Raw genomic sequence first — 25,791 nt, 5'->3', positions numbered from 1 at the left:
GTTTGTTCGTTCGTGTGGTGGGGAGTGAGCGAGTGTTCATGCGGGCCGCCTCGTGTCGGCGGGTCGGGCGCACAGTGTGTCCACCGCGTCGACGATCTCCTCGGAGGTGATGGTGTCGAGGCACGGGTGTCCCGGGACCGGGCAGGTGCGGGCTCTGGTGCCTTCGCACGCCGCGGGCCGGCCGAGCACCACGACCGGCACACCGTAGGGCGCCCACCGCGCGGCCGGGACGACCGGTGCGAACAGCGAGACCACGGGTGTGCCGACCGCGACGGCCAGGTGGGCGGGTCCGGTGTTGGGGGCGACGACGACGTCGGCGTCGCGCAGTATCGCAGCCAGCGTGGCGAGGTCGGTGCGGCCGCCGAGGTCGGTGGCCAGCCCGTCGGCGACGAAGGCGGTGTGCTCGTCGGGACCACCGGTGACCAGTACCCGGTACCCGGCCCGGACCAGGGCTGCCACATGGGTTCTCATCCGTTCCGATGTAGGCCGGCGGGCCGGTACGGCGGCACCGGGATGGACGACGATGTAGCCGGGTCCGCCGGTGCGGGTACCGACGTCGGGCAGCAGGTCCTCGCGGATCCGGAGCTGCTCGGAGTCACCGGGGAACCCGGCGGCTTCGGCCAGGGCAAGATCGCGGATCTGTTCGGGCCGGTCCTCGTCGCGGGTGTCGCGCAGATCGAGCAGTGAGCCCGGGTAGTCGACGCTGATGCCCGCGATACGACCGACCCCTGCCATGCGCAGCACCAGCGCCAACGGCAGGGGTGACTGGTGGAACGAGGTGAAGATGACGGCCTCGGTCGGTGCGACGGCGCGCAGGGTGTCGAGCAGTGCGTCGATGACATCTGCGGTGACCGGTGGCGCGTCGAAATCGACCCACCCGGCGTGGAATTCGACGACCTCGTCCACCCCCGGCAGCAGGCGGGCCGCTGCCGCACCGCGTGGCCCGGCGAGGAAGGTGACCTTGTCGGACCCCGCCGCGACCGCCCGGACGGCGGGCCCGGTGAGCAGCACGTCGCCCGCGCTGTCGAGCCGGGCCACCAGCACATGCCTCATCGCCGCGCACCCTCGACGGTGTCGGCGAGTAGTTCGTTCCAGCGTTCGACGAACTGTTCGATGCCGAAATTGGTCTGCGCCCACTGGCGTGCGGCTTTGCCGGCGAGCTGGGCCAGATCGGGTTCGGCCACGAAACGCTGCAGTGCTCGGCCCAGGACCGACACATCGGTGGACACCACTCCGGCCTCGGGCGGGACCGCGGCCGCCGCCTCCGTGGTGGCGACGGCGACGACCGGCATCCCGATATGCATGGCCTCGAGCACCGACAAGCCCAGCGAGGTCCAGCGCGGGGTATGCACGAACACGCGGCGGCGCGCGACTTCGGCGTGCAGGCGGTCCTGGCGCAGGTCGCCGTGCCCGCACACACGCTCTTTCGGCCGGTCGACCGCGGTGTGCACGTGGTCGGTCTCCATCCCGAACACATCGATCGGGGTGGTGTCGGAGAGTTCGGCGAGCAGATCGGTGCCGGTCACGCGCCAGCGGCGCACCGGTTCGTTGACGATGGTGGCGGCCCGCTCGAGTTCGCCGGTGTAGAGGGGGCCGGGATCGAGGACCCCGTGGGGGACGACGCGCACCCTGGTGTGCCCGTTGTCCCACATCAACCGATTGAACTCGGTGACATGAACCAGGGTGAGGTCGTCGCGGTCGGCCATGGGGTGCCGGGTGGTCGCGGCGTGCCCGGACGGGGTGTTGTGTTCGACATAGATCAGGGGGACCTCGACACCGGGGATGCGGCCGAGCCAGCGTTGGGCCAGTTCCAGTTCGCGGGGGCGTTGGGCCACAACGACATCCACGTGTTCGTCGGCGAGCGCCTCGGGGGCGATCTCCTCGGCGCCGACCGGCCACGGTCGCCCGCACCGGCCGAGCGCCCACCCGCCCCAGCGTGGGTCGTGCGGGATCAGGTAGCGGTGCGGTCCCTGGACGAACGAACTCATCCAGGACCCGTGCACATGCCAGGCGAGAATCGTCGTCATGGCCACGACGGCTCCGTCGACGGGCACACCATCAGTTCGCGCACCTGACAGCCCGGTGGTTGGGAGAGCGCGAAAACGACCGCGGCGGCGACGTCTTCGGGCCGGTTGAGTTTCGCGTCGGCCGGGGGCTGGTACTGCGGGGTGCGGTCGTCGAAGAACGCGGTGTCCATACCGCCGGGCACCAACAGGGTCACGCCGACCTCGCCCGCGGTCTCGGCGGCCAGGGCGCGGGTGAAGCCGACGACGCCGAATTTCGACGCGCAGTAGGCGGTGGCGTCGGGCAGCGCGCGCATGCCGAGGGTGGAGGCGCAGGTCACGACGGTGCCTTTGCTCGCGCGCAGGGCGGGCAGCGCCGCACGGACGACGGCGGCGGTGCCGAACAGATTCACCTTGACCACGTTTTCCCACTTCTCGGCAGACACGCTGTCGAGCGGGCCGCACGCGTCGGTGCCCGCGGCGGTGAACACCGCGTCGAGGCGACCACCGGTGCGGTCGAGTACCCGTTCGACTGCGGCCGTCGCGGCAGCGGTGTCGGCGAGATCTGTTTGTTCCCAGTCGATTCCGTCGGCGGGGGCGTTGCGGTCGAGCACCACGGGTGTGCCGCCTCCGGCGCGGATCGCGGCGACGGTCGCGGCGCCGAGACCTGAGGATCCGCCGGTGACGAGGACGGTGCCGAGCGGGCGTGTTGACGGGTTCACGAGGATGGAACTCCTTTCAGCGGGGTCATGCCGACATCGCGGCCCGGTCGACGCGGCGCGCGGATACTTTGCGGTAGGCGGTGAGGGTTCGGGTTCCGACTCGCTCCCAGGAGTAGGAGTTCTCGGCTCGACGTCGCCCGGCCGCGCCTCGGGAGGCGGCCAGGTGCGGGTTGTCGAGCAGCGGACGGATCGCGGCGGCCAGGGCCTCGGGGGAGTTCGGTGCCACCAGGGCGCCGGTGACACCGTCGACGACGGTGTCGAGCATGCCGCCGACAGCGGTGGCGACCACGGGTCGCGCGCAGCCCATCGCCTCGAGCGGCACGATGCCGAACGGCTCGTACCAGGGTGTGCAGGCCACGACATCGGCGGAGCGGATCAATTCCGGCATGGCGGTGTGCTCGACCGACCCGAGCAGGTGCACCCGGTCGCCGACGCCGATGCGTTGCGCACAATCGCGCAGCCGTCGCGCCTCGGCGTGGGTCTTGCCCTTGTCGTCGGCGCCGCCCGCGATGACGAGTTCGGTGTCGGGTAACTCGCGCAGCGCGGCGATGGCCAGGTCGTAGCCTTTGCGTGGCACCATCCGCCCGACCGACAGGATGCGGTGCGGTGCGCCGCGTTCGGCGACCGGGCCGTCGGGGGTGAACAGGTCGAGGTCCACGCCGCACGGAACCACCGACACGTGATGCGGTGGCACCCCCATCTTGGTGAGTTCGCCGACCTCGTCGGAGCAGGTGGCGACGACCCGCGCCGACCGCGACGCGACGAGGCGTTCGATGCGGATACGCGCGGGTGGGCTGGTGTCGGCGCGGCCCTGGTACCGGTGTTTGACGGTGCCGAGCGCGTGGAAGGTGACCAGGACGGGGATGCCGGTGCCGTGGGCGGCGAGTTCGGCGGCCATGCCCGACATCCAGAAGTGCGCGTGCACCACGTCCGGATGCTCGCGGGCCCAGTCGTCGCGCAGGAACGCGGCGAATTCACCCAGGTGAGGCAGGATTTCGTCCTTGGGGATGGGGCGCGGCGGGCCGGCGGGGACATGCACGACGCGGTAGCCGTCGTCGGTGTCGACCGTGCGTTCGCGGTGGGTTCCGTCGTGTCTGGTATAGACGATCACCTGGTGCCCGCGCTGGGCGAGGGTGGCCGAGAGGGCGGCGACGTGGACGTTCTGACCCCCGGCATCGGTGCCGCCGAGCGGCGCCAGCGGACTCGCGTGTTCGGAAACCATGGCGATCTTCAACGCGGACTCCGTTCGTCGGGCGAGCGGCGGCCGGGGAACACACCGCTTGCGGGGTGACCGGTTCTCGCTGGGCGCTATGCCCGGGGAGAAGTGGGTCAAACAGCGGCGTGCCGGTTTCGCCCGACTGTTTCGGGACGCGCCGGTGGGGTACTGCGGCCGGTGCCGATCACCGCCACCACAGAACATCGGGTAAGGAGTGCCGAGATGACGACCGCGTCCGGCGACAGCGTTCTCGGGCCCATCTCGCGGCCGCTCCCGGATGTCGAACGCATCGTGGTGTTGCGCGGTGGTGGTCTGGGCGACTTGCTGCTCGCCCTGCCCGCGATCGAGGCGCTGGCCGCGACCTACCCGTCGGCGCGGATCACCCTGTTCGGTTCGGCCCTGCATGCCGCGCTGCTGCGATCACGGCCGGGACCGGTGCACGACGTGCGGGTGCTCCCACCGCAGGGCTCACCCGCCGAGGACGCGCTGCTCTACGAAACCGCAAGGGAGCGGTTCGATCTGGGGGTTCAGCTGCACGGCGGTGGTGCCTGGTCGAACCGGTTCCTGCGCCGCACGGGAGCTCGGTGGACGGTCGGTTCCCGCGCCGACGGCGCCATCGAACTGACCAGGACCACCCCGTTCCGGTACTACCAGCACGAGATGATCCGTGCGCTCGAGGTGGTCGGGCTGGCCGGGGCCGCACCGGTCACTCTCGAACCGAGGATCAGCGTCACCCCCGACGACGAGGCGGCCGCCGAACGGCTCGTCGGGCAGACGACGGGCCCCGTTGTCACAGTTCACCCCTCGGCGACCGACCCCCGAAGACGCTGGCCCGTGCGCAAATTCGCGGAAGTCATCGAGCATTGTGTGCACGGTGGGGCCACCGTTCATGTGATCGGCACCCACGACGACCGTCCGCTGCTGCGCGAAATCCTGGACCGGGTCGGCGGCTGCGACACCCGCCACGTGCACTGCCTCGTCGATGCCGACATGACCGAGCTGTGCGGGTTGCTTACGCGGACAACGGTTTTCGTCGGCAACGACAGCGGGCCACGGCATCTGGCCAAAGCGCTCGGCATCCCGACGGTCGGGATCTTCTGGATCGGCAACCTCGTCAACGCCGGACCACTCAGCCGCGCCAACGACCGGGTGCTGACCGCGTGGACCACGCGCTGCCAGGTCTGCGGTGCCACCCTCACAGACGAGGGCGCCCCACGCTGCGAACACGACGACTCGATCGTCGCCTCGGTCACCGTCGAGGAGGTGTGCCGTGAGATCGACGAATTCCTCGGCTCCGCAGGCGTTGTCACCGCACTGCGGCCGGAACCGCGGTGGCACGACACCCTAGGCCTCGACGCCACGGTCGGGGACCGTCGTCGGTGACGCCAGGTGTGCCCCGCGCCGGGTGCGGATCCGTACCGGCATCGCTCATCGTTCTCCCACGCGGCCGCGGATGCGGTCGATCATCGTCGTCGTGGAGTGGTCGGCGAGGTAGTTCAGGACCCGGACCTGCCCGCCGTATCCGGTGACGACGGCGGTCTCGGGCAGCATGTCGGGGCTGTAGTCGCCGCCTTTGACATACAGCTGGGGCTCGGTGGCGCGCAGCAGCTCGGCGGGGGTGTCCTCGTCGAAGACGGTCACATGATCCACACAGCTCAGGGCGGCCAGCACGGCGCACCGGTCGCCCGCGGTGTTCACGGGCCGCTCGGGGCCCTTGAGGCGGCGCACACTGCTGTCGGAGTTCACGGCGACCACCAGGATGTCGCCCAGGCTCTTTGCCTCGTTGAGGCAGGCGATGTGACCGGCGTGCAGCACGTCGAAGCAGCCGTTGGTGAACACCACCCGTGCGCCCTCGGCGCGCTCGCGGCGCACGGTCGCGATGAACTGGTCGCGCGAGAGGACCCCGGAGCCCTCGCCGCCGAGGCGGGCACGCAGATCGGGACACCGGCACACCGAGGTACCCGGGCTGCGCAACACCACATCGGCAGCCGCCTGGGCGAATTCGACCGCGCCGGTCAGCGGCATCGCGTCGAGCACGGCGGCGGTGAGGGCGGCGACGAAGGTGTCACCGGCACCGGCCGACCGGTTCTCCGGCACGGCCACCGCCCAGGTCCGGTGCGCGGGCTTGCCGTCCACGAGCAGGACGGTGCCGTCCTTGTCGAGGGTGACCACCACCGCGGCCGCTCCGGTGCGGGCCATCAGTTCGTCGCGGTGGTCGATGAACAGTTGCGCGTGATCGGTGTGCGCCGTCGTGTCGAGCAGGGTTGCGGCCTCCTCGGCGTTGGGTGTCACCAGGTCGGGCCGCAGCGCCTGCCAGCGGGCCGGTGCGTGCGCGTCGAGTACCAGCAGCGGGAGGCTGTCGCGGCGCGCGCACAGGGCGTCGCGGATCGTGTCGTCGAGGGTGACGCCGTAATCGCAGATCAGCAGCGCGTCGGCATCGGCGAGGGCGGTGTCGAGCGCGGCGAGCAGGGCGGTGGTGTCGGTGGGCACCGGGGCACAGTCCTCGTCGTAGCGCAGCAGGATCTGCTCGTCGGCCATCACCCGCACCTTCACCTCGGTGGGTCGGGCCGGATCGGCGACCACGGTGTCGGTTCCCACTCCCGCGCGGCGCAACGCGTCGCGAAGGTCGTGGCCTGCGTCGTCGTCGCCTACCGCGGCGACCATTTGCACCCGCGCGCCGAGCGCGGCGAGGTTGACCGCTGTATTCGCCGCCGCCCCAGGCACTTTCGCGGTCTCGGCGACATCGACCACCGGCACCGGGCCCTCCCGGCACAGCCGGTGGCAGCGTCCCCATTTCCACACGTCGAGCACGGCATCACCCAGGACGACGACACGCGGGCGGCGCGCGGCGACGTGATCGACGGATTCGGGGCCTGGTCCGCGAAAGCCTGGATCGGTCTGGTCGAACGGCATGGGCGTCCTCCCTCGGGCGGTGGTCGTCGTCGAAGCGATTCCACCTGCGCGGCGGGTCAAACAGATCCGGGCGGATCGGTGTCGGCGGCACCGGCGCGGGTATGGCGAGGGTGCGAACCGAGCCGAGGAGGTGTGCGATGCGTGTGGTCGTGACGGGAGCGACAGGCAATGTCGGCACGGCGGTGGTCGACGCACTGACCACCACACCGGCGGTGACGTCGGTGCAGGGAGTGGCGCGGCGCAAACCCGACCGTGGGCTCGCGGGGGTGGACTGGGTCGGCGCCGACGTGCGTGACGCCGATCTGGTCTCGTTGTTCAGTGGCGCGGATGCGGTGGTGCACCTGGCCTGGGTGTTCCAGCCGACGCACCGACCGCTCGACACCTGGCACACCAATGTCGACGGCACCGAACGGGTACTGGCCGCCGTCGCCGAGGCAGAGGTGCCCGCGCTGATCCACGCGTCCTCGGTCGGGGCGTACGCACCGCGCGGGGACGACGAACCCGTCACCGAGAGCTGGCCGACCGAAGGCTGGCCCGCCGCCGCCTACATGGGTGGTTGCGGCTGGTCCCGGCCACGCCGGAACTGTTCGACGCGATGATGCATCTACCGCTGCTCGACACCACCCGCGCCCGCACCGAACTCGGCTGGACGCCGAGGATCAGCGCCGCCGACGCGCTCACCGAGGTGCTGCACGGATTCGGCGACGGCGCGGGCGGTGACACCCCACCGCTGGCCGCCGACGCCGGTGGCACATTGCGCTACCGCGAATTCGCCTCCGGCGTCGGCGGACACGACCCGGTCGACCAGCTCACCCGCCACGCCCACCGCTGAACGTCACGGCCGGAAGACCGCGCGCACGCAGTCGCTCTTGTCGTTCTTGAAGATGTCGTAGCCGGCGACCGCGTCCGACAGCGGCAGATCATGGGTGATCAGATACGACGGGTCGAGCTGACCGCTGGTGATGAACTCGAACATGCGGGAGACGTCGCGCTGCCCGGACTGCTGGGCGGTGCGCAGCGTCAGCCCCTTGTTGGTGAGCACACCCATCGGGAATTTGTCGGTCACGCCGTAGACCCCGAGCACCGACACCACGCCGGTCTTGCGGCACGACATGATCGCCTCGCGCAACGCGGTGGCCCGGTCGGTTTCCAGTCGCAGCAACTGTTTGGCCCGGTCGTAGAGGTGCTGCACGCCGGTGCCGTGCGCTTCCATCCCGACCGCGTCGATGCAGGCGTCGGGCCCACGCCCGCCGGTCATCTCGCGCAGGGTCGCTGGGACGCTGTCGACACTGGTGTAGTCGATGGTGTCGGCGCCCGCGTGCCTGCGCGCCAGCTCGAGGCGTTCGGGGACGCGGTCGATCACGATCACCCGGCCCGCGCCGAGCAGACGGCTGGTGTGGGCGGCCATCAATCCGACGCCGCCGCTGCCCCAGACCGCGACGGTGTCGCCGGGGGAGATGTCGCAGAAGTCGGCGCCCATGAGCCCGGTCGGCAGTGCGTCGGAACAGAACAGGGCCTGCTCGTCGGTGATCGACTCCGGAATCGGGAAACAGTTCACATCACCGAAAGGCACCCGGATGTATTCGGCGTGCGAGCCCTGATAGCCGCCGAAGGGATGGGTGTAGCCGTAGATCCCGCCGGACGGGAAACCCAGGATCGGTTGTTGCACCGCGGCATTCGGGTTGGTGGTGTCACAGGCCGAATACCGCTGCGCCCCGCAGTACCAGCACGCGCCGCACCCGATGAACGACGGCACGACCACCCGGTCGCCGACGGCGATCCGCTCCACCGCGCCGCCGACCTCGAGCACCTCGCCCATGAATTCGTGCCCGATCACGTCACCTTCGCGCATACCGGGCAGGTAGCCGTCGATGAAATGCAGATCCGAACCGCAGGTGGTACTCAACCGGACCGCCACGATCACATCGTGCGGGTTGACCAGGCGGGGATCGGGCACCGTCTCCACGGCCAGATCGTTCACGCCGTTCCAGCACAGTGCTCGCATCAGTCCTCCTGCTCGCGTCCGCTCGGATTGTGGGTCAGTGTCGGTGCCTCCCCGGTCTGCAGAATTGCGCGCGCCCGGTAGAGGGCGGTGAACGCGGCATGCCCGGTGAGCTGTTCGGGCAGCGGGCTGGTGACCCGGATGGTCACCTCTGTACCCAGGTCACCGGGGGCGTCGGCGAAGGTCAGCCGGATCTGGGACCGGCCGGCCGGGTCACGGCCGCCGACGAAGCGGATCTCGCCGGGGGCGCGCACGGTGCGGCTCACCCACTGCGCGGCGGCGGCGGTGTTTTCGACGAACGACCACGTCAACCGGTCCGGGGCGGTCGATTCCACGTGGGCGATGCCGTCCAACGCGGCGGACAGGTTCATCGGATCGAGCCAGAACTGTTCGACGTCCGCGCGGGGGCGCGCGATCGTCACCGCGTGCACGCCGGCCCTCGCCGTTGGCGCGACCTTGTGCAGCAGCTGCCCGATCCGGTCCTCGACCCAGGTCACTGTGTACGGGTGTCGGGGCGGATGCCGGTTTCGGGGTCGTCGTCGGCGGGTGGCTCCGGATCGCGCCACTCCTCGGCCCGGCTCGACCGGTTGCCCTTGATCGTGCCGTCCAGCTCGTGCGCGAGTTCCTCGTCGTGGACCGGACCGTGCTTGGTGTTGCCTCGTTCGATGACCATCGTGCCTCCTTGTGAATTTCAGCGGTGCCGGACCAGGGCGGCGACACCGTCCTCGGACGGCACACCGCCGGTGACGATGACCTCGGCACCGGTCAGGATCGCCGCGACGGGCAGTGCCTCGTCGGCGCGGCAGGACTGTCGTGGGGCGGTGCTGCCGGTCCAGCCGGCCGGGGCGTGCAGGTCGACGCTCACCTGTGCCCGGTCGGCGCCGACCAGCACGGTGCGGTCACCGAGCCGGTCCGGGTCGATGAGCAACCGGTCCACGCGCGCCATCCGCAACGCCTCGGCGGTCGCGTCGAGACCGGACACCGCCAGGCCTTCGGGGCGGGCGATCTCGGCGGCGACGGTGTCGAGGACCTCCTCGATGTCGTGGCGGGCCTGTTCGGCGACCACGCGGTGGACGGCGGCGTCGAGCTCGCCCGGGTCGCCGCCCGCGGCGCGCGCTCCCGCCTCGACCTCGACCACCGTCGGCCCGTGGTCGGGCAGTGCGTGGTGCAGGGCGTTGCGGGCGCTGACCTCACCGGCGACCACGATCACCTCGGCATGCACCTGCTCGGCCTCGGTGCGCACCTGCTCGGCGAGTTCGTCGATGGTCCGCCGGGTCGTTTCCTCGACGCGTTGCTGCATGGAACGGTGCGCCCATGCCCCGCCGCCGGTTTTGTGCACCGGATACGGGTTCTGGTCGACGCTGCGTTCGGTGACCGACCCGTTCTCGTCCACGACGGTCAGGTCGCAGCCGACCTTGTCCACCACCGCGACCACATGCGGGATCAGCTCCTCGTGGTGGCGCAGCAACGGCAGCAGATAGGGCAGCGGCGACACCCGCACCACCTCCCGAGCCGGTGGTTCGGGCAGCAGCTCGTCGGCATGGACGGTGTGATCGTCGATGATCAACACCCGTCCGGCCCGCCCACGCCCGGGCGGACCCTCGGCGACGGCCCGGTCGAACAGCGCGATCATCTCCGCGCTCGCTCCCGCTTTCCGCAGCCGACCGCTGATGGACCGTCGTCGCAGCTCCAGTTGATGCGCGGCGTCCTCGGTGTCGTGTGAGGCATCCATGTACACGACAGCGAAGGGCCCGCGCCTTTCCGCGATCTCTCGAATGCTGTTCACACCGCGCGCATACCCGACCTTCCCCACCCGAACCACCCCGACCGGATTTCGCGTCGTGGCCGGTCAGGAGCAAGCGATCGCCTTGGCCTGCCGCAGCACATCGCGCACCATGGCGGGGGTCAGCATGCCGGTGAAGGTGTTGCGCTGGCTCACGTGATAGCAGCCGAGTACCGTCACCGTTCGCCCGTCCGGGTGGGTGAGGACCACCTGGGCGCCGTGGCCGAAGCGGGGGCGCGGGCGGGGTATGGTCCAGCCGCCTTCGGCGAGAACGGTGAACAACGCCTGCCAGCCGAAGGCACCGAGGACGACGATCACCTTCAAGGTGGTGGCGAGCAGTCCCATCTCCCGGCTCAGATACGGTGCGCAGCGCAGGGTTTCGTCGCGGGTGGGTTTGTTCTGTGGCGGTGCGCAGTGCACGGGAGCGGTGACGCGCAGGTCGATCAGTTCGATGCCGTCGTCGGCGCGGACCGGGTGCGAACCGGTCGACAGGCCCACCGCGTGCAGGGCCGCGAACAGGACATTGCCGCTCTCGTCGCCGGTGAACATGCGCCCGGTCCGGTTGCCGCCGTGCGCGGCCGGTGCCAACCCGACCACCAGGATTCGGGCATCGGCGGGCCCGAAACCGGGCACCGGCCTGCCCCAGTAGTCCTCGTCGCGGAACGCGGCCCGTTTCTCCCGCGCCACCTGCTCGCGCCAGGCGACCAGACGGGGACAGGCCCGGCACGAGGACACCAGCGCATCGAGTTCGGCGAGGGTGCCCGCCTCGCCCGCCGCGAGCGGCGCCTGCTCCGGGTCGCTCGGTTCGGCGGCCATCGTCCCATCCTAGGTCGTGGGAAATCCGGTAACCCGTCGTACCGAACCACCCACGCGGTACCGGCGGTACCACGTACTGTGAAGGGATGATGCCCATCGAGATCGTGACCGCCGACGGAGTCGTGCGCGGTCGAGCGGGCCGCAGTGTCGTGCGCTGGCGCGCCCTACCGTACGCGGCTCCTCCTGTCGGCGACCTGCGCCTGCGCGCACCCCAGCCGGTGCGCCCCTGGACCGGCGTGCGCGAGGCCGACCGCTTCCGTTTCGCGGCGACCCAGCACCCCAGCGGTGCCCGGATCGGCCCGCGCACCTGGCAGCCGGTGGGCGAGGACTGCCTCACCTTGAACGTCACCGCCCCGGCGGCATCGTCGGATACACCGCGTCCGGTGATGGTGTTCATCCACGGCGGCGGATATGTCATCGGCACCTCGAGCATGTACTCCGGTGCCCGCCTCGCGGTCCGTGGCGACGTGATCGTGGTGTCGGTGAACTACCGGCTCGGCGGTCTCGGCTATGTCGACTACAGCGAATTCTCCACGCCGGAGCGCCCTTTCGACGCGAACCTCGGACTCCGCGACCAGGTGGCCGCACTGGAGTGGGTGCAGCGCAATATCGCCGCCTTCGGTGGCACCCCGGCAATGTGACGATCTTCGGCGAATCGGCGGGCGCGCACGCCGTGGTGAGCTTGATGGCCACCCCCGCCGCACGCGGCCTGTTCCACCGCGCCATCGCCCAGAGCGCCCCCGCCGACTGGACGATGACCCGCCAGGACGCGCACCGTTTCGCCCGTCGCTGCCTCGAGCGACTGGGTGCCGACCCGGCCGACGCCGTCGCCGCCCTCACCACCACCTCGGCGAGCGCGCTGTGCCGGGCCACCGACCGCGCCCTCGGCCGGGCCATGCGCGAGGAACCCGGCAGCTTCGCCTACGCCCCCGTCGCCGACGGCGAGTTCCTGCCCGAGGCGCCGCTGGACGCGATCGTCGCGGGCCGCGCCCACCGGGTACCGCTGATCGTCGGCACCAACCGCGACGAGGCGACCCTGTTCCAGCGTTTCGTGAAAGCGGTACCGCACACCGAGGACCAGCTCACCACGACCTTCGCCCGCTGCGAAGCCGGTGCCCTCGAACGTGTCGCCGCCTGCTACCCCGGCTACCCGAGCCCGGCGACCGCCGTGCGCATCGGCGGCGACTTCATGTTCCTGCGCCCCACCCTCGAGGTCCTCGAAGGACACAGCCCCCATGCGCCCACCTACGCCTACCGTTTCGACTTCGCCCCGCGCGCACTGCGACTGGCCGGTTTCGGTGCCACCCACGCCCTCGACCTGATCCCCGTCTTCGGCTGGGTGAACACTCCGGTCGGGCGCATGATGACCGCGGCGGGCGGGTACCGGGCGTTCCTCGCCGTCCAGCGCGCCATGCAGGACAACTGGCTCAGCTTCGCCCGCACCGGCAGCCCCCTGCCCGCCTGGCCCGCCTACACCACCGACCACCGCGCCACCCAGATCTTCGACCACCCGACCCGCGTCCTCATCGATCCCGACCCGGCCATCCGCCGTGCGTGGCAAGGCGTACGCATCGCCGGCCCGGCCGACGGGCAGACCAGGACGGAGAACGCCGGATGAGCCTCGACCAGGACACCGGTGCGCGGCGACTCACCGCCCTGCTCACCGAGGACCCGCAGGTCAGGGCCGCGCGCCCCTCGGACGAGGTGCACGCCACCGTCACCACACCCGGCTTGCCGCTCGGTGAGATCGTCGAGGCGGCGATGACCGGGTACGCCGACCGGCCCGCGCTCGGGTTCCGGCGCACCGAACTCGTGCCCGACGCCGGGGGAGCGGTGCGGCGGATCGTCCCCGACTTCGAGACGATCACCTATCGCACACTGTGGGACCGGGCGCGGGCGGTGGCGGCGGCCTGGTACGCCGACGGGGTGCGCGCCGGGGACTTCGTGGCGATGCTCGGATTCACCGGGGTCGATTACACGGTGCTCGACCTGGCCGTGATCCACCTCGGAGCGGTGGCCGTGCCGCTGCAGTCGGGCGCGAGCTCGACCCAGCTGCGTTCGATTCTCGACGAGACCACACCGAAGGTCCTCGCGGTCGACATCGCGTATCTCGGGACAGCTGTCGAGGTGGTTTCCCCGGGTGCCACGACACTCGTGGTCTTCGACTTCTTCGCCGACGACCACCGGCATCGCGAGCTACTCGACGAAGCGCGCCACGACTTCCCCGGAATACGCACTCTCGCCGACACTGTCGAACAGGGACTGACCGTCGAGCCCGCCCCCCGTGTGGAACCCGACGACGACGCGCTGGCCCTGCTGATCTACACCTCCGGCAGCACCGGAACACCCAAGGGTGCGATGTACACCCGCCGCCTCGTCGCCGCGGGGTGGCAGCCGGTGCGTCCGTACGCGGTCATCAACCTGAATTTCCTGCCGATGAGCCACATCGCGGCCAGGCTCACCCTCAACGCCGCCCTCGCCCGGGGTGGTACCGCCTACTTCACCGCCGCACCGGACACTTCGACACTCTTCGACGACATCGCCCTGGTGCGGCCCACCGAGATCTTCCTCGTCCCGCGCGTGTGCGAGATGATCCAGCAGCACTACCGCCGCACCCGCGAACATCACCCAGAACTCACCGACGGCCAGGTGAAAACGTCACTGCGCGAACAACTCCTGGGTGGTCGCCTGCTGACGGTGTCGTGCGGCAGCGCCCCGATCGCACCGGAGCTGCGCGCGTTCGTCGAATCGGTGCTCGAGCTGCGTCTGCACGACGGCTACGGGTCGACCGAGACCGGTGGTGGCGTCATCTTCGACACCCGGGTCATGCGCCCGCCGGTGCTGGACTACAAGCTCGTCGACGTCCCCGAACTCGGCTACTTCGGCACCGACAAGCCGTACCCGCGTGGCGAACTGCTGCTCAAGACCACCACCATGATCGCCGGCTACTACCGGCGCCCCGAGGTCACCGCCGAGGTGTTCGACGCCGACGGTTTCTGCCGCACCGGCGACATCGTCGCCGAACTTGCACCCGACCGGCTGACCTATGTCGACCGGCGCAACAACGTCATCAAGCTGTCGCAGGGTGAATTCGTGACGGTCTCGCGCCTGGAATCCGTTTTCGCCGGCGAGGACCCGATCCATCAGATCTATGTCTACGGCAGCAGCGACCGCGCGTTCCTGCTCGCCGTCGTCGTCCCGGCCCGCCCGCTACCCGCCGAACAGGCCCATGCCACGATCAGCGACGCACTGTACCGGGCTGCGGTGCGGGCACAGCTGGAACCGTACGAGATCCCGCGCGCGTTCCTCGTCGAACCCGAACCGTTCACCGTCGACAACGGCCTGCTCTCCGGAGTGGGAAAGCTGTTGCGCCCCAAGCTGAAAGAGCGCTACGGACAGCACCTGGAACAGCTCTACGACGAGCTGGCCGAACGACAGGACGACGAACTGCGCCGGCTACGTGCCGACGCCCCCGGCCTCGCCGTGTCCGAGGTCGTCGCCCGGGCCGCGGGCGCGATACTCGGCTGCGATCCCGCCGCCCTGCGCGCCGACACCCGATTCTCCGACCTGGGCGGTGATTCGCTTGCGGCGCTGTCGTATTCGACACTGCTGCGCGAACTCCTCGACGTCGACGTCCCCGTCAACGTCCTGCTCGGCCCCGACAGCACGCTGGCCGCACTCACCCGCTACATCACCGCGGGTACCGCGACCCTCGATGCCGAGACGATCCACGGTCGCGGCGCCACCGAGATCCGGGCAGCAGACCTGACCCTGGACAAATTCCTCGACACCGGCACCATCACCGCCGCCTCCGACCTGCCGAGGGCCGCGACGCCCGCGCGGACCGTGCTGCTCACCGGCGCCAACGGCTACCTCGGCCGATTCCTGCTGCTGGAACTGCTCGAACGCCTCGCCCCGCTCGGTGGCACCGTGATCTGTGTAGTGCGCGGCGTCGACGCCGATTCGGCGCGCGCCCGCCTCGACGCGGCCTACGACAGCGACCCCACCTTGACCGAGCACTTCCGGGCCCTCGCCGACCGCGCCCTCGAGGTACTGCCCGGCGACATCGGCGCACCGGAACTCGGTCTGCCCCAGCAGGTATGGCAGCGGCTGGCCCGCGACGTGGACCTGATCGTGCACTCGGCGGCGTTGGTCAACCACATGCTGCCCTACCACCAGCTGTTCGGACCCAACGTGGTCGGCACCGCCGAGATCATCCGGTTGGCCGCGACCACCTCCCGCAAGCCGGTCAGCTACCTGTCGACGGTGGCCGTCGCCGCCCAGATCCCCGACTTCACCGAGGACGGTGACGTACGGACAATGAGCCCCGTGCGCCGCCTCGACACCGGCTACGCCAACGGTTACGGCAACAGCAAATGGGCCGGTGAGGTACTGCTGCGCGAAGCCGCCGACCGGTTCGGGCTTGCTGTCGCGGTGTTCCGGTCGGACATGATCCTGGCCCACCGCCGCTACCGTGGTCAGCTCAACGTGCCCGACGTCTTCACCCGATTGCTGCTCAGTGTGCTCGTCACCGGATTGGCACCGAAGTCGTTCTACCGCACCGCCTCCGAGGGCAGGCGCCGTCGTGCGCACTACGACGGGCTGCCCGCCGACTTCGTCGCCGCCGCGATCACCGCACTGGCCCCGACCGCCGGGTACCGCACCTACGATGTCGTGAACCCCCACGACGACGGCATCTGCCTCGACGACTTCGTCGACTGGCTGATCGAGGCCGGCCACCACATCGACCGCATCGACGACTACGACGAATGGTTCGACCGCTTCACCACCGCCCTGAAAGCCCTACCCGAACCGCGACGCAAACACACCCTGCTGCCGTTGCTGCACGCCTACCGGCATCCGGCCCGCCCGCTGGCCGGCTCGGCGCTGCCCGCCGACGGCTTCCGGGCCGCCGTGCGGGCCGCCGACATCGGTGGCGCCCAGGACATTCCCCAGCTGGGACGCGACCTGATCGACAAGTACGTGCGCGACCTGGCTCAGCTCGGACTGCTCGACACCGACTCGGTCTCGGCGTAGCCGCCGGGCCGCAACGCCGGGTCGGGGGCGAACGAGGTGAGCCCGACCCGGCGGTACTTGCCTGCCAGCCGTTCGTAGCGGCGGCGGTTGCGAGCCATCGGTGAATCGGTGACGGTGGCGGGCAGCCGGTCGAACGCGGTCCGCAGCAGCGCGGTGAGTACCCGGAACTCGGTGTCGTGGCGGGCTGTCCAGGTGATCGGCATGCGGGCCCGCACCTGCGGGTGCATGATGCCGCACCCGAGCAGCATCACCACATGGCTCAGCACCGGCGAACCCACCCGCCACAGCGGACCGGTGAGCGCGGGCAGGAAATCCGGGCGCGGTGCCCGGCGCACCGACGCGGTGGCCGCCTCGAGGGCCGGGGTCACCCGCAATTCCTCGGCGGCCATCCGTTTGTAGTGGGCGACCAGTTCGCGGTAGTCCTCGATCGGGGCGTTGCGGCCGCGCAGGTGCAGTCCGATTGTCTTGCGCCGGTAGTGATCCCAGATGGCCTGGTTCTGCGCGGCCGTCGGCTCGGTGCCGGTCAGTGCGATAAAGGCGCCGCGCTGAACGAAGAATGTCGAGTACAGAATCCAGTTCCAGGCCTGCGGCTCGAGCGCCGAATAGCGTTGCCCGTCGGGACCGACACCCTTGACCGCACGGTGCAGCAGCATCAGGCGCTCGGCCTCGGCGGCCGCGTCGGCCTCGGTGCCGTGGTAGATGAGCTGGTCGGCGGCGGCGGTGCGCACCGCGCGCGCCCACGGCTCATACCTGGACCGCCCCGTCGCCTCGAGCGCCGCCGACACCGGCGGCAGCATCGGCTGGTCGAACAGCCCGACGGCGAACAGCCCGAACAGGACCGAACCGCCGACCCGCTCGAATCTCTCGACGGCAGCCGAAACATCGTGCGGCACACCATCCTCGGTAGAGGCGGGCTGATGAGACACGGGACAGGTCATCGGTGAACTCCTTTGTTCCGGCGCCGCGACCGCATGGGCACGGTCGGCACCCCTCCGCAATTCTGGTGCCAGGCGACACCAGAAACTCGTGTGGTGTCAGCGTGCACCACAATGGGGTCATGGTCAAGAGCGAGGACACCGCGACGTCCCCCCGCGCCTACGGGGGAGTGGCGGCCGACGAACGCCGCGCACGCCGGCGCGCGGCCCTGCTCGACGCCGCCCTCGACCTGCTCGCCGCCGACGGTGCCGCCGCCGTCACCAAACGCGCGGTCTGTGCTCGGGCCAAGCTCAACGACCGCTACTTCTACGAACAGTTCGCCGATCGCGACGCCGTGCTCACCACTCTCGTCGAAGAGCTCACCGCCGAGGGCATCGCCGCCGTCGTCGCTGCCACCCACGCGGCCGAACCCGACGTCCGCAGCCAGGTCCATGCCGCCGCCGATGCCGCGCTGGGCTTCCTGCTCGACGACCCACGCCGCCACGCGCTGCTGCTCAACGCCCACAGCACCGAAGCCCTCCAGCGGGCCCGGCTCGCCACCCAGCACGCCATCGCCCGCGCCATGGCCGCGGTCAGCCGCGAACTGCACCCCTCGCCGATGTCGACGCCGCTGGACACCGACATGGCCGCCTACACGGTGGTCAGCGGCACGCTCGAGCTCGTCGCGGCCTGGTTGCGCGGGGAATTCGAGACCACCCGAGCTCATCTCACCGACCTGATCGCCCGGCAATTGCTGCAGGTCGAAACCGTCCCCGGCGGCTAGGGGGCGACCATGCGCGCGGCCGCGAGCACGGTCGCCGCGCGCTGGGTCGCGACATGCTCACCACCGGCCTGAGCGGCATGGACGGCGGTGGTGCGGGCCAGGTCGGTGAGCATGCGCAGCAGCAACGCCGCCGGGATATCGGGGGTCACCAGCCCCTCGCGCTGCCCGCGCCGCAACTCGGCCAGCTTGCTCGCCACCATCTCGCGCAACGCGCGCGCCACCTCCTCCTCGGCCGGTTCCAGATCGGCCCAGGCCTGCAGGCGGGCATCGTCGGGATTGGCGAGGAAATGATCGAAGAGGCGTCCGACGTACCCGGGCAGATCCTCGGCGCGCATGGCCGTGCGGGCGGAGGCTTCGCTGGCCCAGCGTTCGGTGACGGCGGCGTAGAGATCCTTCTTGCCGGGGAAATAGGCGTAGAGGCGGTCCTTGCTGGCATGCGCGGCCTCGGCGATCCGATTGATCCGCGCCCCCGCGATGCCGAACTCGGCGAATTCCGCCTTGGCCGCGGCGAGAATTCGCTCCCTGGTTGCCTCACCTGCCGCTCGCATGCGCTGGATGTTACCCCTTGCCGAACCATCTGGTTCGGAACTATGGTCAATCCCGAACCACCTGGTTCGGGTAACCGCGAGACGAGGACACCCATGGCCGAACAGCCACGCTGGCAACAACTCCGGGCACAGAACGAGGGTGTGTCCACCGCCGAACTCGACGAGATCTGGACGCGGCTACGCCCGGCGCGCGCCGAGGACATCCTCGGGCAGTGGCGCGGCGACGCCTTCCAGACCGGTCACCGGCTGTGCAAAGCTCTGCCCGCCAGCCGCTGGTACGGCAAGACCTTCCTGGCCCTCGACGACGCCAAGCCACTGATCTGCCGCGCCGAGGACGGCACCCTGTTCTCCAATGTCGAGATGGGGCAGGGTGAGGCGACGCTGTGGAACATCGAGTTCCGCGGTGAGGTCACCGCCACGATGGTCTACGACGGGCGTCCGGTGTTCGACCACTTCAAATGGCTCGACGACAACACTCTGATGGGCATCATGAACGGCCGCCCCGAACTGGTCCTGGCGGGCGGGCAGTACTTCTACTTCCTGCTGGAACGGGACAGCTGATGCGCACCACGGCGGTGCTGTCGCGTGATCCGGCGGCGGACTTCTCCGTCGAGACGGTCGAGATCGATGAGCCGCGCGCCGGGGAGATCCTGGTCCGGATGGCCGCCACCGGCATCTGCCACACCGACCTGGCCACCCGCCGCGCCGGTGCGGCGGACCGGCCGATCCTGCTCGGGCACGAAGGTGCCGGGGTGGTGGAGGCCGTCGGGCCGGGAGTGCGCGCCGCCCGGCCGGGAGACCACGTCGTGCTCACTTTTCGCCACTGCGGCGACTGCGCCAACTGCGGCGCGGGCCGACCCGCCTACTGCCTGCACGCGACCACGCTGAACAACTTCGGGCGCCGCGCCGACGACACCCCTCGGGTACTGGTCGACGGGGCACCGGTGCTGTCCGGGTTCTTCGGGCAGTCCAGTCTGGCCGGCTACGCGCTGAGCAGCGAGGACAACACCGTGGTCGTCGACCCGGCGATCGACCCGGCGCTGGCCGCACCGTTCGGATGTGGATTCCAGACCGGAGCCGGCGCGGTCCTCAATGTGCTTCGCCCCGAACCCGGCGCCCGCCTCGTCGTCTACGGCGCGGGCGCGGTCGGCATGGCCGCCCTGCTCGCCGCACGCACGGTGCCCGACGTCGAGGTGGTCGTCGTCGAAACATCCTCCTCGCGCAGGGAACTCGCCCTCGAGCTCGGTGCCCGCGCCGCCGTCGACCCGGCCGGGGAAGCGACGGCGGCACGGGTGCGTGAGCTCACCGGCGGCGGCGCGACCCACGCGGTGGACACCACGGGAATACCGGCCGTGCTCGGCGACGCGGTCGCCGCCCTCGGCATCGGCGCCACCGTGGTCGCCGTCGGTCTCGGCCGCGGTGCCCCGCCCATCGATGTCGGCGAGATCGTCTTGCAGGGCAAGACGATTCGCGGCTGCCTCGAAGGCGACAGCGTCGCCGCCACCTTCATTCCCCACCTGCTGGACCTGCACGCGCAGGGCCGCTTCCCGGTCGATCGGCTCGTCAGCCGCTACCCCGCTTCCGACATTGCCGCCGCTGTGCACGATCAGCGCACCGGTAAGGTCATCAAGCCGGTGCTGACATGGTGAACGGCCCGACCCGCGAGACCGAGGACAACGCATGACGATTCTCCACAGCGAAGACCTCGCGACCGAACCCGCAGCGAGTGTGGACGCCGCCCGTGCCCAACGGCGCCAGGTGGTGCTCGACGCCGCCCGTGACGTGTTCGTCGCCTACGGTTACCACGGCACGAGCATGGAAGACATCGGCAGCCGCGCGGGCATGAGCAAACCGGTCCTCTACACCCACTACGCGAGCAAACTCGACCTCTACCTGGCGGTCCTGCAGCGCTACCTCGACCGCATGGTCGAAGGTGTGCGCAACGCGCTGGCAGGCACCAAGGGCGAACAGAAGGTGCGCCGCGCGGTCGGCGCCTACTTCGATTTCGTCGACGAGGACGCGGGCGGGCACACGCTGGTCTTCGAATCACCGGTGCCGAGCGAACCGTGCGTGCAGTGGCGGGTGCGTGACGCCATGAACACCTGTGCGGTCCTGGTCAGCGCCGAGCTGCGCGCCGCGGGCATGGACGACGTGCGCGCCTTCGCCTGCGCGTTCAGCCTCGTGGGCGCCAGTCACTCCACCGCACGGCACTGGCTCGACGCGGGCCGCCCGATCCCCAAGCACGAGGCCGTCGAGATGACCGTGACGCTGTGCTGGCACGGGCTGTCGTCGGTGGGTGTCGTCAACCGCGACACCAAGGGCTCAGCCCGCTGACGCGGTGAGCGGCAACGGGCTCCCGTCGAGCAGTTCCTCGCTTGGCAGCTGACCGACCAGCACCGCGAGTGCGCGTTTCCAGCGACGGACCACGGCCTCGCGTTCGCCGAGGGTGCCGGTGAGCATGGCCGTCATCGACAGGCCGGTGAGCAGGTCGATGGTGAACTCCACCAGCAGCTCCGCGCGCGGGTCGGCGGCATAGGGCTCGCCGAGCACCTCCAGGTAGAGCCTGCGCATCTCGGTGAACACCCGCTGTTCCTCGTGCACGAGCCGGTCGCGCAGTTCGGCGTCGGTGCGCGCGGCCACCCACAGGTCGAGGGCGGTGAAGAAGGCCGGGCTGTTCAGGTCGCGCCAGGCCAGATCGACCACCGACTGCAGCCGGTCGCGTCCCGGCGGGAGCAGCTCGGCCTCGCGGCGGAACTGCTCGAGCCGCTGGTCGACCACCTGGGTGGTGGCCGCGACGAGCAGCTCGGCACGGGTGGGGAAGTGGTGCTGCACGGTGCCGCGCGCCAATCCGGCGCGTTCCTGCACGGCGCTCACCGTCGTTGCCGCGTAGCCGCTTTCGAGCAGGCACTCGGCGGTACAGGCCAGAATGCGGGCCCGGGTCGAGGCGCGGCGCTGCGCCTGGGTGCGGCGGGGGCGTTGCTCGGTCACGCAAGAAATCGTACGCCCTGCCGAATAGTTGCGCGATACTGTGAGCGCGGTCTCCGGCACACCCGGCCATAACTCGCTATTGACGAGGGAGCCCCGGGCTGGTGAAATCAAGAAACCGTACGCAGTAACTGTTTCCTGCACGAAGGGCTGCGATGACGCAGATCTCCCACCACCGCCGCGGAACCGGCGCACCGATCGTGCTGGTTCACGGTCTCGGCAGCCGATGGCAGGTATTCGCCCCGATCATCGACGCGCTGGCCGCCGACCACGAGGTGATCGCGCTCGACCTGCCCGGCTTCGGCGAGTCCCCACTCGTTCGCGGGGTGGAACCTGGACCACGCGGGTACGCGACGTGGCTCGCGCAGTGGTTGTCCGACAACGAGATCGAGCGCCCCCACCTGGTGGGCAGTTCGATGGGTGGCGGGATCGCGCTGGAACTCGGTCGCACCGGTATCGCCTCGGCGGTCACCGCGTTCTCCCCGATCGGTTTCTACGACCGCGCCGGACTGCGATGGACCAAGACGCTGCTCACCGGCATGCGCGGCGCCGCGCGGGCAGCGGGCCCGGTCCTGGCTCGATCGATGGACAACCGGGCGGGACGGGTGCTGCTGCTCTCGGCCATGTTCGGCCGCCCGGCCCTGGTCACCCCGGCCGCCGCGCGCCTCGACCTGGCCGGAATCGCCGGGGCGAGCGCGTTCACCGCCGCCCGCGACGACTTCGACAACTACGTGCTGACACCGGACCAGGACTTCGGCGCGCTCACCGACATCCCGGTGACGATCGCCTGGGGCACCCGCGACGTCGTCCTCGTGCACCGCACCCAGAGCGCCCGCGCCCGCACCGTGCTGCCGTTCGCCCGGCACGTCGACCTGCCCGGCTGCGGGCACCTGCCGTTCAGCGACGCGCCGCGTGACTGCGCGCGTCTGATCCTCGAGAGGAACGCATGACACCGTCCATCGCGGTCATCGGCAGCGGTTTCGGCGGCCTGGCCGCCGTCATCGAACTGAAGAAGCGGGGCTTCGACGACATCGTCGTGTTCGAGAAGGCCGACGAGGTGGGTGGGGTCTGGCGCGACAACACCTATCCCGGTGCTGCCTGTGACGTGCCCTCGCCGTTCTACTCGTTCTCCTTCGCACCCAATCCGCGCTGGCCGCACCGGTTCTCGCGGCAACCAGCGATCCTCGACTACATCCGCGGGATCGTGGACACCTACGATGTGCGCCGCCACCTGCGCCTGGGCACCGAGGTGCTCGGCGCCGTCTACGACGACGCGACCGGCAAGTGGACGGTGTCACTGGCCGGCGGCGAGACCGTGGTCGTCGACGTCGTGGTCTCCGCTGTCGGGCAGCTCTCGCGCCCGGCCCTGCCCGACATTCCGGGACGGGAAACCTTCGCGGGCAGCAGTTTCCACTCCGCGCAGTGGAACCACGACGTGGACCTCACCGGCAAACGGGTCGCGGTGATCGGTACCGGTGCCAGTGCGATCCAATTCGTCCCCGAGATCCAGCCGCGGGTGGGCAATCTGACTGTCTTCCAGCGCACCGCGCCCTACATCATTCCGCGTCCGGACCGTGAATTCGGGCGCCTGCACCACCGGATGTTCGAGAAGGTGCCCGCCACCGAGCTGGCCGAACGCGGCACCTGGTACGGCGTCGTCGAAGGGCTCAGCCTGGCCTGGGTCTACGCCCGGCCCCTGGCCCGTGCCATCCGGGCCTGGTCGAAGTGGCACATGCGCCGCCAGACCAAGGCGGTCCCGGGACTGTTCGAGAAGGTATGGCCCGACTACGACGTCGGCTGTAAACGAATCCTGTTCTCCGACAACTACCTTCCCGCGCTCGCCGAGCCGAACGTGGAACTGTGCACCCAGACGATCAGCGAGATCACGCCCACCGGTGTCCGCACCGTCGACGGACGTGAGCACGCGGTGGACGTCATCATCTGGGGGACCGGTTTCAAGACCACCGAGTTCCTGGCGCCCATGACGATCACCGGAGCGGGCGGCCGCACGCTCGGCCAGGAATGGCAGGCGGGAGCGCGCGCCTACTACGGCGTCACCGTGCCCCGATTCCCGAATCTGTTCATCATGTACGGGCCCAACACCAACACCGGTGGCGGCTCGATCATCTACTTCCTCGAGGCACAGGCCGAATACCTCGGCCGCTACGTCGCCCATCTCGCGGCGACCGGTCGGCCCCTCGCCGTGCGTCCCGAGGTGGAGAAGGCCTACGACGCCCGCATTCAGGAACTCCTGGCAGACAGTGTGTGGAGCCGGTGTTCGTCCTGGTACCGCCAGGCCGACGGCCGCATCACCACCAACTGGCCCCTGCTGGGAGTCCAATACCGCAAACAGGCGCGGTTCGATCCCGCCGACTACGAGGTGATGGTTCCATGACCAGCTACGACTACGACGTGATCGTCGTCGGCTCCGGATTCGGCGGCAGCGTGACCGCCCTTCGCCTGACCGAGAAGGGCTACCGGGTGGGTGTGCTCGAATCCGGGCGCCGCTGGAACGCCGAGGACTACCCGAAGACGAACTGGAATGTGCCCAAAGCGATTTGGGCACCGCGTCTCGGGCTGACCGGGCCGCAGCGCATCAGCGCGCTCGGCAAGTGCCTGGTGTTCAGCGGTTCCGGTGTGGGCGGTGGTTCGCTCATCTACGGCAACACCCTCTACGAGCCGCTGCCCGAGTTCTACCGCGACCGCGCCTGGTCACACATCACCGACTGGAAATCCGAACTCGCCCCCTACTACGACCAGGCCAAACGGATGCTCGGCGTGGTCGAGAACCCGAAGCTGGGGCCCAAGGACGACGTGCTGCTGCAAGTCGCCACCGACCTCGGTGTGGCCGACACCTTCCACCGCACCCACGTGGGCGTGTTCTTCAACGAAGGCGCCGAAGGGGTCGAGGTGGAGGACCCCTACTTCGGTGGCGCCGGACCGCGCCGCGCGGGCTGCATCCACTGCTCGGAATGCTTCACCGGCTGCAAACACAACGCCAAGAACACCACCACCCTGAACTACCTGCACCTGGCCGAAAGCCAGGGCGCGCAGGTGCATCCGCTGACGACGGTCACCTCGGTGACCCCCGACGGCGCAGGCGGATACCGGGTGGAGACCGTGCGCTCCAACGGCCTGCTGCGCAAGGACCGCCGCACCTTCACCGCCGAACAGGTGGTGTTCGCGGCCGCCGCGCTCGGCACCCAGAAGCTGCTGCACACCCTGCGCCGTAACGGCACCCTGCCCGAATTGTCTTCGCGTGTCGGCGAATTGACGCGCAGCAATTCCGAGGCGATCATCGGCGTCACCAGCAAGACCCGCCGCGACTTCGCCCAGGGCGTGGCCATCACGTCCTCGATCCACCCCGAACCACAGACCCACGTGGAGGTCTGCACCTACGGCAAGGGGCAGAACGCGCTGTTCGTGCAGACGGTGCCGATGGTCGACGGCGGGGCGTTCCGGTTCCTGCGACTGCTGCTGACCATGCTGCTGCATCCGGTGCAGTTCCTGCGCTCGCAGAACGCGCGCGGCGCGTCGGAGCGATCGGTGATCCTGCTGGTGATGCAATCGCTGGACAATTCGCTCACCTCTTATCTGAAGGGGCGACGACTGGTCACCAAACAGGGTGCGGGAGAACCCAATCCGGAGTGGATCCCGCTCGCCCACGACATCGCCCGCCGTTACGCCGACAAATCCGACGCCATCACGGGCAATATCGCCACCGACATCTTCAACATCCCCGCCACCGCCCACTACATCGGCGGCTGCACCATCGGCGATTCCCGCGACACCGGTGTCATCGACCCCTACCAGCGTGTGTACGGGTACCCGGGGCTGCACATCGCCGACGGCAGCGCCATCACCGCCAACCTCGGTGTGAACCCGTCACTGACCATCACCGCCCAGGCCGAACGCGCCATGGCGTTCTGGCCCAACAAAGGTGAGCCCGACCCACGCCCCGAACTCGGGGCCGCCTACCGGCGCATCACCCCCGTCGCGCCACGCCGCCCGGCCGTCCCCGCGGACGCCCCCGGCGCCCTGCGCCTGCCCGTCTGAGAGGAGCCCCC

Annotated in this window: 24 protein-coding genes and 1 pseudogene; 12 read left to right on the top strand and 13 right to left on the bottom strand. The window is 70.0% G+C overall.

Annotated elements, in window-relative coordinates; genetic code table 11:
- Window positions 1-36: 36 nt before the first annotated feature.
- From ACWEVR_RS11060 to ACWEVR_RS11045, 4 genes are read right to left on the bottom strand one after another with little or no spacing between them, the layout of a single operon-like run.
- Window positions 37-1,053, bottom strand: a complete 1,017-nt coding sequence (locus ACWEVR_RS11060) for a glycosyltransferase family 9 protein (protein WP_452466773.1) — start codon at window positions 1,051-1,053, stop codon at window positions 37-39.
- Window positions 1,050-2,027 carry a glycosyltransferase gene (locus ACWEVR_RS11055; protein ID WP_452466772.1) on the bottom strand — a complete coding sequence of 326 codons (978 nt, stop codon included), beginning with the start codon at window positions 2,025-2,027 and terminating at the stop codon, window positions 1,050-1,052. Before ACWEVR_RS11055 ends, ACWEVR_RS11060 begins: the two co-directional genes overlap by 4 nt.
- Window positions 2,024-2,731, bottom strand: a complete 708-nt coding sequence (locus ACWEVR_RS11050; RefSeq protein WP_452467022.1) for an SDR family oxidoreductase — start codon at window positions 2,729-2,731, stop codon at window positions 2,024-2,026. Before ACWEVR_RS11050 ends, ACWEVR_RS11055 begins: the two co-directional genes overlap by 4 nt.
- A 19-nt stretch (window positions 2,732-2,750) precedes the next feature.
- The gene (locus tag ACWEVR_RS11045; protein ID WP_452466771.1) at window positions 2,751-3,959 is read right to left on the bottom strand and encodes a glycosyltransferase; all 1,209 of its coding nucleotides are present in this window, start codon (window positions 3,957-3,959) and stop codon (window positions 2,751-2,753) included.
- A 204-nt stretch (window positions 3,960-4,163) separates the two neighbouring features.
- Here ACWEVR_RS11045 and ACWEVR_RS11040 point away from each other — a divergent pair, with 204 nt between their 5' ends.
- Entirely contained in the window at window positions 4,164-5,324 is a 1,161-nt protein-coding gene (locus ACWEVR_RS11040; RefSeq protein ID WP_452466770.1) for a glycosyltransferase family 9 protein, read from the top strand.
- 45 nt (window positions 5,325-5,369) lie between these two features.
- Here the strand turns inward: ACWEVR_RS11040 and rfaE2 are convergent, their stop codons facing one another.
- Entirely contained in the window at window positions 5,370-6,854 is a 1,485-nt protein-coding gene (gene rfaE2 / locus ACWEVR_RS11035; RefSeq protein ID WP_452466769.1) for a D-glycero-beta-D-manno-heptose 1-phosphate adenylyltransferase, read from the bottom strand.
- A gap of 137 nt (window positions 6,855-6,991) precedes the next feature.
- On the opposite strand from rfaE2, the gene ACWEVR_RS11030 reads away from it, so the two are divergent.
- Together ACWEVR_RS11030 and ACWEVR_RS11025 are read left to right on the top strand one after the other, a co-directional pair.
- Entirely contained in the window at window positions 6,992-7,453 is a 462-nt protein-coding gene (locus tag ACWEVR_RS11030) for an NAD-dependent epimerase/dehydratase family protein (protein WP_452466768.1), read from the top strand.
- A complete protein-coding gene (locus tag ACWEVR_RS11025) occupies window positions 7,450-7,686 on the top strand; it encodes a hypothetical protein (RefSeq protein ID WP_452466767.1) in 237 nt (78 codons plus the stop codon). Before ACWEVR_RS11030 ends, ACWEVR_RS11025 begins: the two co-directional genes overlap by 4 nt.
- A gap of 3 nt (window positions 7,687-7,689) precedes the next feature.
- Here the strand turns inward: ACWEVR_RS11025 and ACWEVR_RS11020 are convergent, their stop codons facing one another.
- The 5 genes from ACWEVR_RS11020 to ACWEVR_RS11000 all read right to left on the bottom strand — a co-directional run bounded on the left by ACWEVR_RS11020 (window position 7,690) and on the right by ACWEVR_RS11000 (window position 11,455).
- Entirely contained in the window at window positions 7,690-8,859 is a 1,170-nt protein-coding gene (locus tag ACWEVR_RS11020; protein ID WP_452466766.1) for a zinc-dependent alcohol dehydrogenase, read from the bottom strand.
- On the bottom strand, window positions 8,859-9,353 hold the full coding sequence (locus ACWEVR_RS11015) for a hypothetical protein (protein ID WP_452466765.1): 495 nt from the start codon (window positions 9,351-9,353) through the stop codon (window positions 8,859-8,861). The genes ACWEVR_RS11020 and ACWEVR_RS11015 overlap by 1 nt, the downstream gene beginning before the upstream one ends.
- Window positions 9,350-9,529, bottom strand: a complete 180-nt coding sequence (locus ACWEVR_RS11010; RefSeq protein ID WP_452467034.1) for a hypothetical protein — start codon at window positions 9,527-9,529, stop codon at window positions 9,350-9,352. The genes ACWEVR_RS11015 and ACWEVR_RS11010 overlap by 4 nt, the downstream gene beginning before the upstream one ends.
- A gap of 18 nt (window positions 9,530-9,547) precedes the next feature.
- Window positions 9,548-10,588: an Rv2629 family ribosome hibernation factor gene (locus tag ACWEVR_RS11005; RefSeq protein WP_452466764.1), complete on the bottom strand. Its 1,041-nt coding sequence runs from the start codon at window positions 10,586-10,588 to the stop codon at window positions 9,548-9,550.
- A 117-nt stretch (window positions 10,589-10,705) separates the two neighbouring features.
- Window positions 10,706-11,455, bottom strand: coding sequence for a uracil-DNA glycosylase (locus tag ACWEVR_RS11000; RefSeq protein ID WP_452466763.1), 750 nt, complete (start codon window positions 11,453-11,455; stop codon window positions 10,706-10,708).
- An 86-nt stretch (window positions 11,456-11,541) separates the two neighbouring features.
- Here ACWEVR_RS11000 and ACWEVR_RS10995 point away from each other — a divergent pair.
- Both ACWEVR_RS10995 and car read left to right on the top strand, forming a co-directional pair.
- Window positions 11,542-13,073 (top strand): annotated as a pseudogene (locus ACWEVR_RS10995) (carboxylesterase/lipase family protein).
- Window positions 13,070-16,492, top strand: a complete 3,423-nt coding sequence (gene car, locus ACWEVR_RS10990; protein WP_452466762.1) for a carboxylic acid reductase — start codon at window positions 13,070-13,072, stop codon at window positions 16,490-16,492. The pseudogene ACWEVR_RS10995 and the gene car overlap by 4 nt, the downstream one beginning before the upstream one ends.
- On the opposite strand, the gene ACWEVR_RS10985 is transcribed toward car, so the two are convergent.
- Entirely contained in the window at window positions 16,453-17,430 is a 978-nt protein-coding gene (locus tag ACWEVR_RS10985; protein ID WP_452466761.1) for an oxygenase MpaB family protein, read from the bottom strand. The two genes, car and ACWEVR_RS10985, sit on opposite strands and share 40 nt — an antisense overlap.
- A gap of 119 nt (window positions 17,431-17,549) precedes the next feature.
- Between ACWEVR_RS10985 and ACWEVR_RS10980 the strand changes: the two genes are divergently transcribed.
- Window positions 17,550-18,191: a TetR family transcriptional regulator gene (locus ACWEVR_RS10980; protein ID WP_452466760.1), complete on the top strand. Its 642-nt coding sequence runs from the start codon at window positions 17,550-17,552 to the stop codon at window positions 18,189-18,191.
- Here the strand turns inward: ACWEVR_RS10980 and ACWEVR_RS10975 are convergent.
- Window positions 18,188-18,739 (bottom strand): TetR family transcriptional regulator, encoded by a 552-nt coding sequence (locus ACWEVR_RS10975; RefSeq protein WP_067489761.1) that lies wholly within the window; start codon window positions 18,737-18,739, stop codon window positions 18,188-18,190. The two genes, ACWEVR_RS10980 and ACWEVR_RS10975, sit on opposite strands and share 4 nt — an antisense overlap.
- Before the next feature lie 93 nt (window positions 18,740-18,832).
- On the opposite strand from ACWEVR_RS10975, the gene ACWEVR_RS10970 reads away from it, so the two are divergent.
- From ACWEVR_RS10970 to ACWEVR_RS10960, 3 genes are read left to right on the top strand one after another with little or no spacing between them, the layout of a single operon-like run.
- Entirely contained in the window at window positions 18,833-19,300 is a 468-nt protein-coding gene (locus tag ACWEVR_RS10970) for a DUF4334 domain-containing protein (protein ID WP_067489764.1), read from the top strand.
- A complete protein-coding gene (locus tag ACWEVR_RS10965) occupies window positions 19,300-20,388 on the top strand; it encodes an NAD(P)-dependent alcohol dehydrogenase (RefSeq protein WP_452466759.1) in 1,089 nt (362 codons plus the stop codon). The genes ACWEVR_RS10970 and ACWEVR_RS10965 overlap by 1 nt, the downstream gene beginning before the upstream one ends.
- A 31-nt stretch (window positions 20,389-20,419) precedes the next feature.
- Window positions 20,420-21,073 carry a TetR/AcrR family transcriptional regulator gene (locus tag ACWEVR_RS10960; protein WP_181697180.1) on the top strand — a complete coding sequence of 218 codons (654 nt, stop codon included), beginning with the start codon at window positions 20,420-20,422 and terminating at the stop codon, window positions 21,071-21,073.
- Here ACWEVR_RS10960 and ACWEVR_RS10955 read toward each other — a convergent pair.
- Window positions 21,062-21,727, bottom strand: coding sequence for a TetR/AcrR family transcriptional regulator (locus ACWEVR_RS10955; protein WP_452466758.1), 666 nt, complete (start codon window positions 21,725-21,727; stop codon window positions 21,062-21,064). The two genes, ACWEVR_RS10960 and ACWEVR_RS10955, sit on opposite strands and share 12 nt — an antisense overlap.
- Before the next feature lie 152 nt (window positions 21,728-21,879).
- On the opposite strand from ACWEVR_RS10955, the gene ACWEVR_RS10950 reads away from it, so the two are divergent.
- Genes ACWEVR_RS10950 through ACWEVR_RS10940 form a run of 3 tightly spaced genes read left to right on the top strand, consistent with a single transcriptional unit; the run spans window position 21,880 to window position 25,780 of the window.
- Window positions 21,880-22,674, top strand: a complete 795-nt coding sequence (locus tag ACWEVR_RS10950) for an alpha/beta fold hydrolase (protein WP_452466757.1) — start codon at window positions 21,880-21,882, stop codon at window positions 22,672-22,674.
- Complete coding sequence (locus ACWEVR_RS10945; protein ID WP_452466756.1) at window positions 22,671-24,119, top strand: flavin-containing monooxygenase; 1,449 nt, start codon at window positions 22,671-22,673, stop codon at window positions 24,117-24,119. The genes ACWEVR_RS10950 and ACWEVR_RS10945 overlap by 4 nt, the downstream gene beginning before the upstream one ends.
- A complete protein-coding gene (locus tag ACWEVR_RS10940; protein ID WP_067638552.1) occupies window positions 24,116-25,780 on the top strand; it encodes a GMC oxidoreductase in 1,665 nt (554 codons plus the stop codon). The genes ACWEVR_RS10945 and ACWEVR_RS10940 overlap by 4 nt, the downstream gene beginning before the upstream one ends.
- The last annotated feature ends 11 nt before the right edge of the window (window positions 25,781-25,791 follow it).

It is taken from the genome of Nocardia sp. NPDC003979, from assembly GCF_053605015.1.
Note: the sequence above shows the minus strand (reverse complement) of the source record. Positions and strands in the feature narration are given on the sequence as shown.

What these genes read in the sequence shown, in the direction of transcription:
- ACWEVR_RS10945 (WP_452466756.1), top strand. Translation starts at nt 22,671, where the DNA reads ATGACACCGTCCATCGCGGTCATCGGCAGCGGTTTCGGCGGCCTGGCC.
- ACWEVR_RS11030 (WP_452466768.1), top strand. Translation starts at nt 6,992, where the DNA reads ATGCGTGTGGTCGTGACGGGAGCGACAGGCAATGTCGGCACGGCGGTG.
- ACWEVR_RS11010 (WP_452467034.1), bottom strand. Translation starts at nt 9,529, where the DNA reads ATGGTCATCGAACGAGGCAACACCAAGCACGGTCCGGTCCACGACGAG.
- ACWEVR_RS11060 (WP_452466773.1), bottom strand. Translation starts at nt 1,053, where the DNA reads ATGAGGCATGTGCTGGTGGCCCGGCTCGACAGCGCGGGCGACGTGCTG.
- ACWEVR_RS10980 (WP_452466760.1), top strand. Translation starts at nt 17,550, where the DNA reads ATGGTCAAGAGCGAGGACACCGCGACGTCCCCCCGCGCCTACGGGGGA.
- ACWEVR_RS10975 (WP_067489761.1), bottom strand. Translation starts at nt 18,739, where the DNA reads ATGCGAGCGGCAGGTGAGGCAACCAGGGAGCGAATTCTCGCCGCGGCC.
- ACWEVR_RS10950 (WP_452466757.1), top strand. Translation starts at nt 21,880, where the DNA reads ATGACGCAGATCTCCCACCACCGCCGCGGAACCGGCGCACCGATCGTG.
- ACWEVR_RS11055 (WP_452466772.1), bottom strand. Translation starts at nt 2,027, where the DNA reads ATGACGACGATTCTCGCCTGGCATGTGCACGGGTCCTGGATGAGTTCG.
- ACWEVR_RS10970 (WP_067489764.1), top strand. Translation starts at nt 18,833, where the DNA reads ATGGCCGAACAGCCACGCTGGCAACAACTCCGGGCACAGAACGAGGGT.
- ACWEVR_RS10960 (WP_181697180.1), top strand. Translation starts at nt 20,420, where the DNA reads ATGACGATTCTCCACAGCGAAGACCTCGCGACCGAACCCGCAGCGAGT.
- ACWEVR_RS11040 (WP_452466770.1), top strand. Translation starts at nt 4,164, where the DNA reads ATGACGACCGCGTCCGGCGACAGCGTTCTCGGGCCCATCTCGCGGCCG.
- ACWEVR_RS10985 (WP_452466761.1), bottom strand. Translation starts at nt 17,430, where the DNA reads ATGACCTGTCCCGTGTCTCATCAGCCCGCCTCTACCGAGGATGGTGTG.
- ACWEVR_RS10965 (WP_452466759.1), top strand. Translation starts at nt 19,300, where the DNA reads ATGCGCACCACGGCGGTGCTGTCGCGTGATCCGGCGGCGGACTTCTCC.
- ACWEVR_RS11005 (WP_452466764.1), bottom strand. Translation starts at nt 10,588, where the DNA reads ATGGATGCCTCACACGACACCGAGGACGCCGCGCATCAACTGGAGCTG.
- ACWEVR_RS11025 (WP_452466767.1), top strand. Translation starts at nt 7,450, where the DNA reads ATGATGCATCTACCGCTGCTCGACACCACCCGCGCCCGCACCGAACTC.
- ACWEVR_RS10940 (WP_067638552.1), top strand. Translation starts at nt 24,116, where the DNA reads ATGACCAGCTACGACTACGACGTGATCGTCGTCGGCTCCGGATTCGGC.
- car (WP_452466762.1), top strand. Translation starts at nt 13,070, where the DNA reads ATGAGCCTCGACCAGGACACCGGTGCGCGGCGACTCACCGCCCTGCTC.
- ACWEVR_RS11000 (WP_452466763.1), bottom strand. Translation starts at nt 11,455, where the DNA reads ATGGCCGCCGAACCGAGCGACCCGGAGCAGGCGCCGCTCGCGGCGGGC.
- ACWEVR_RS11020 (WP_452466766.1), bottom strand. Translation starts at nt 8,859, where the DNA reads ATGCGAGCACTGTGCTGGAACGGCGTGAACGATCTGGCCGTGGAGACG.
- rfaE2 (WP_452466769.1), bottom strand. Translation starts at nt 6,854, where the DNA reads ATGCCGTTCGACCAGACCGATCCAGGCTTTCGCGGACCAGGCCCCGAA.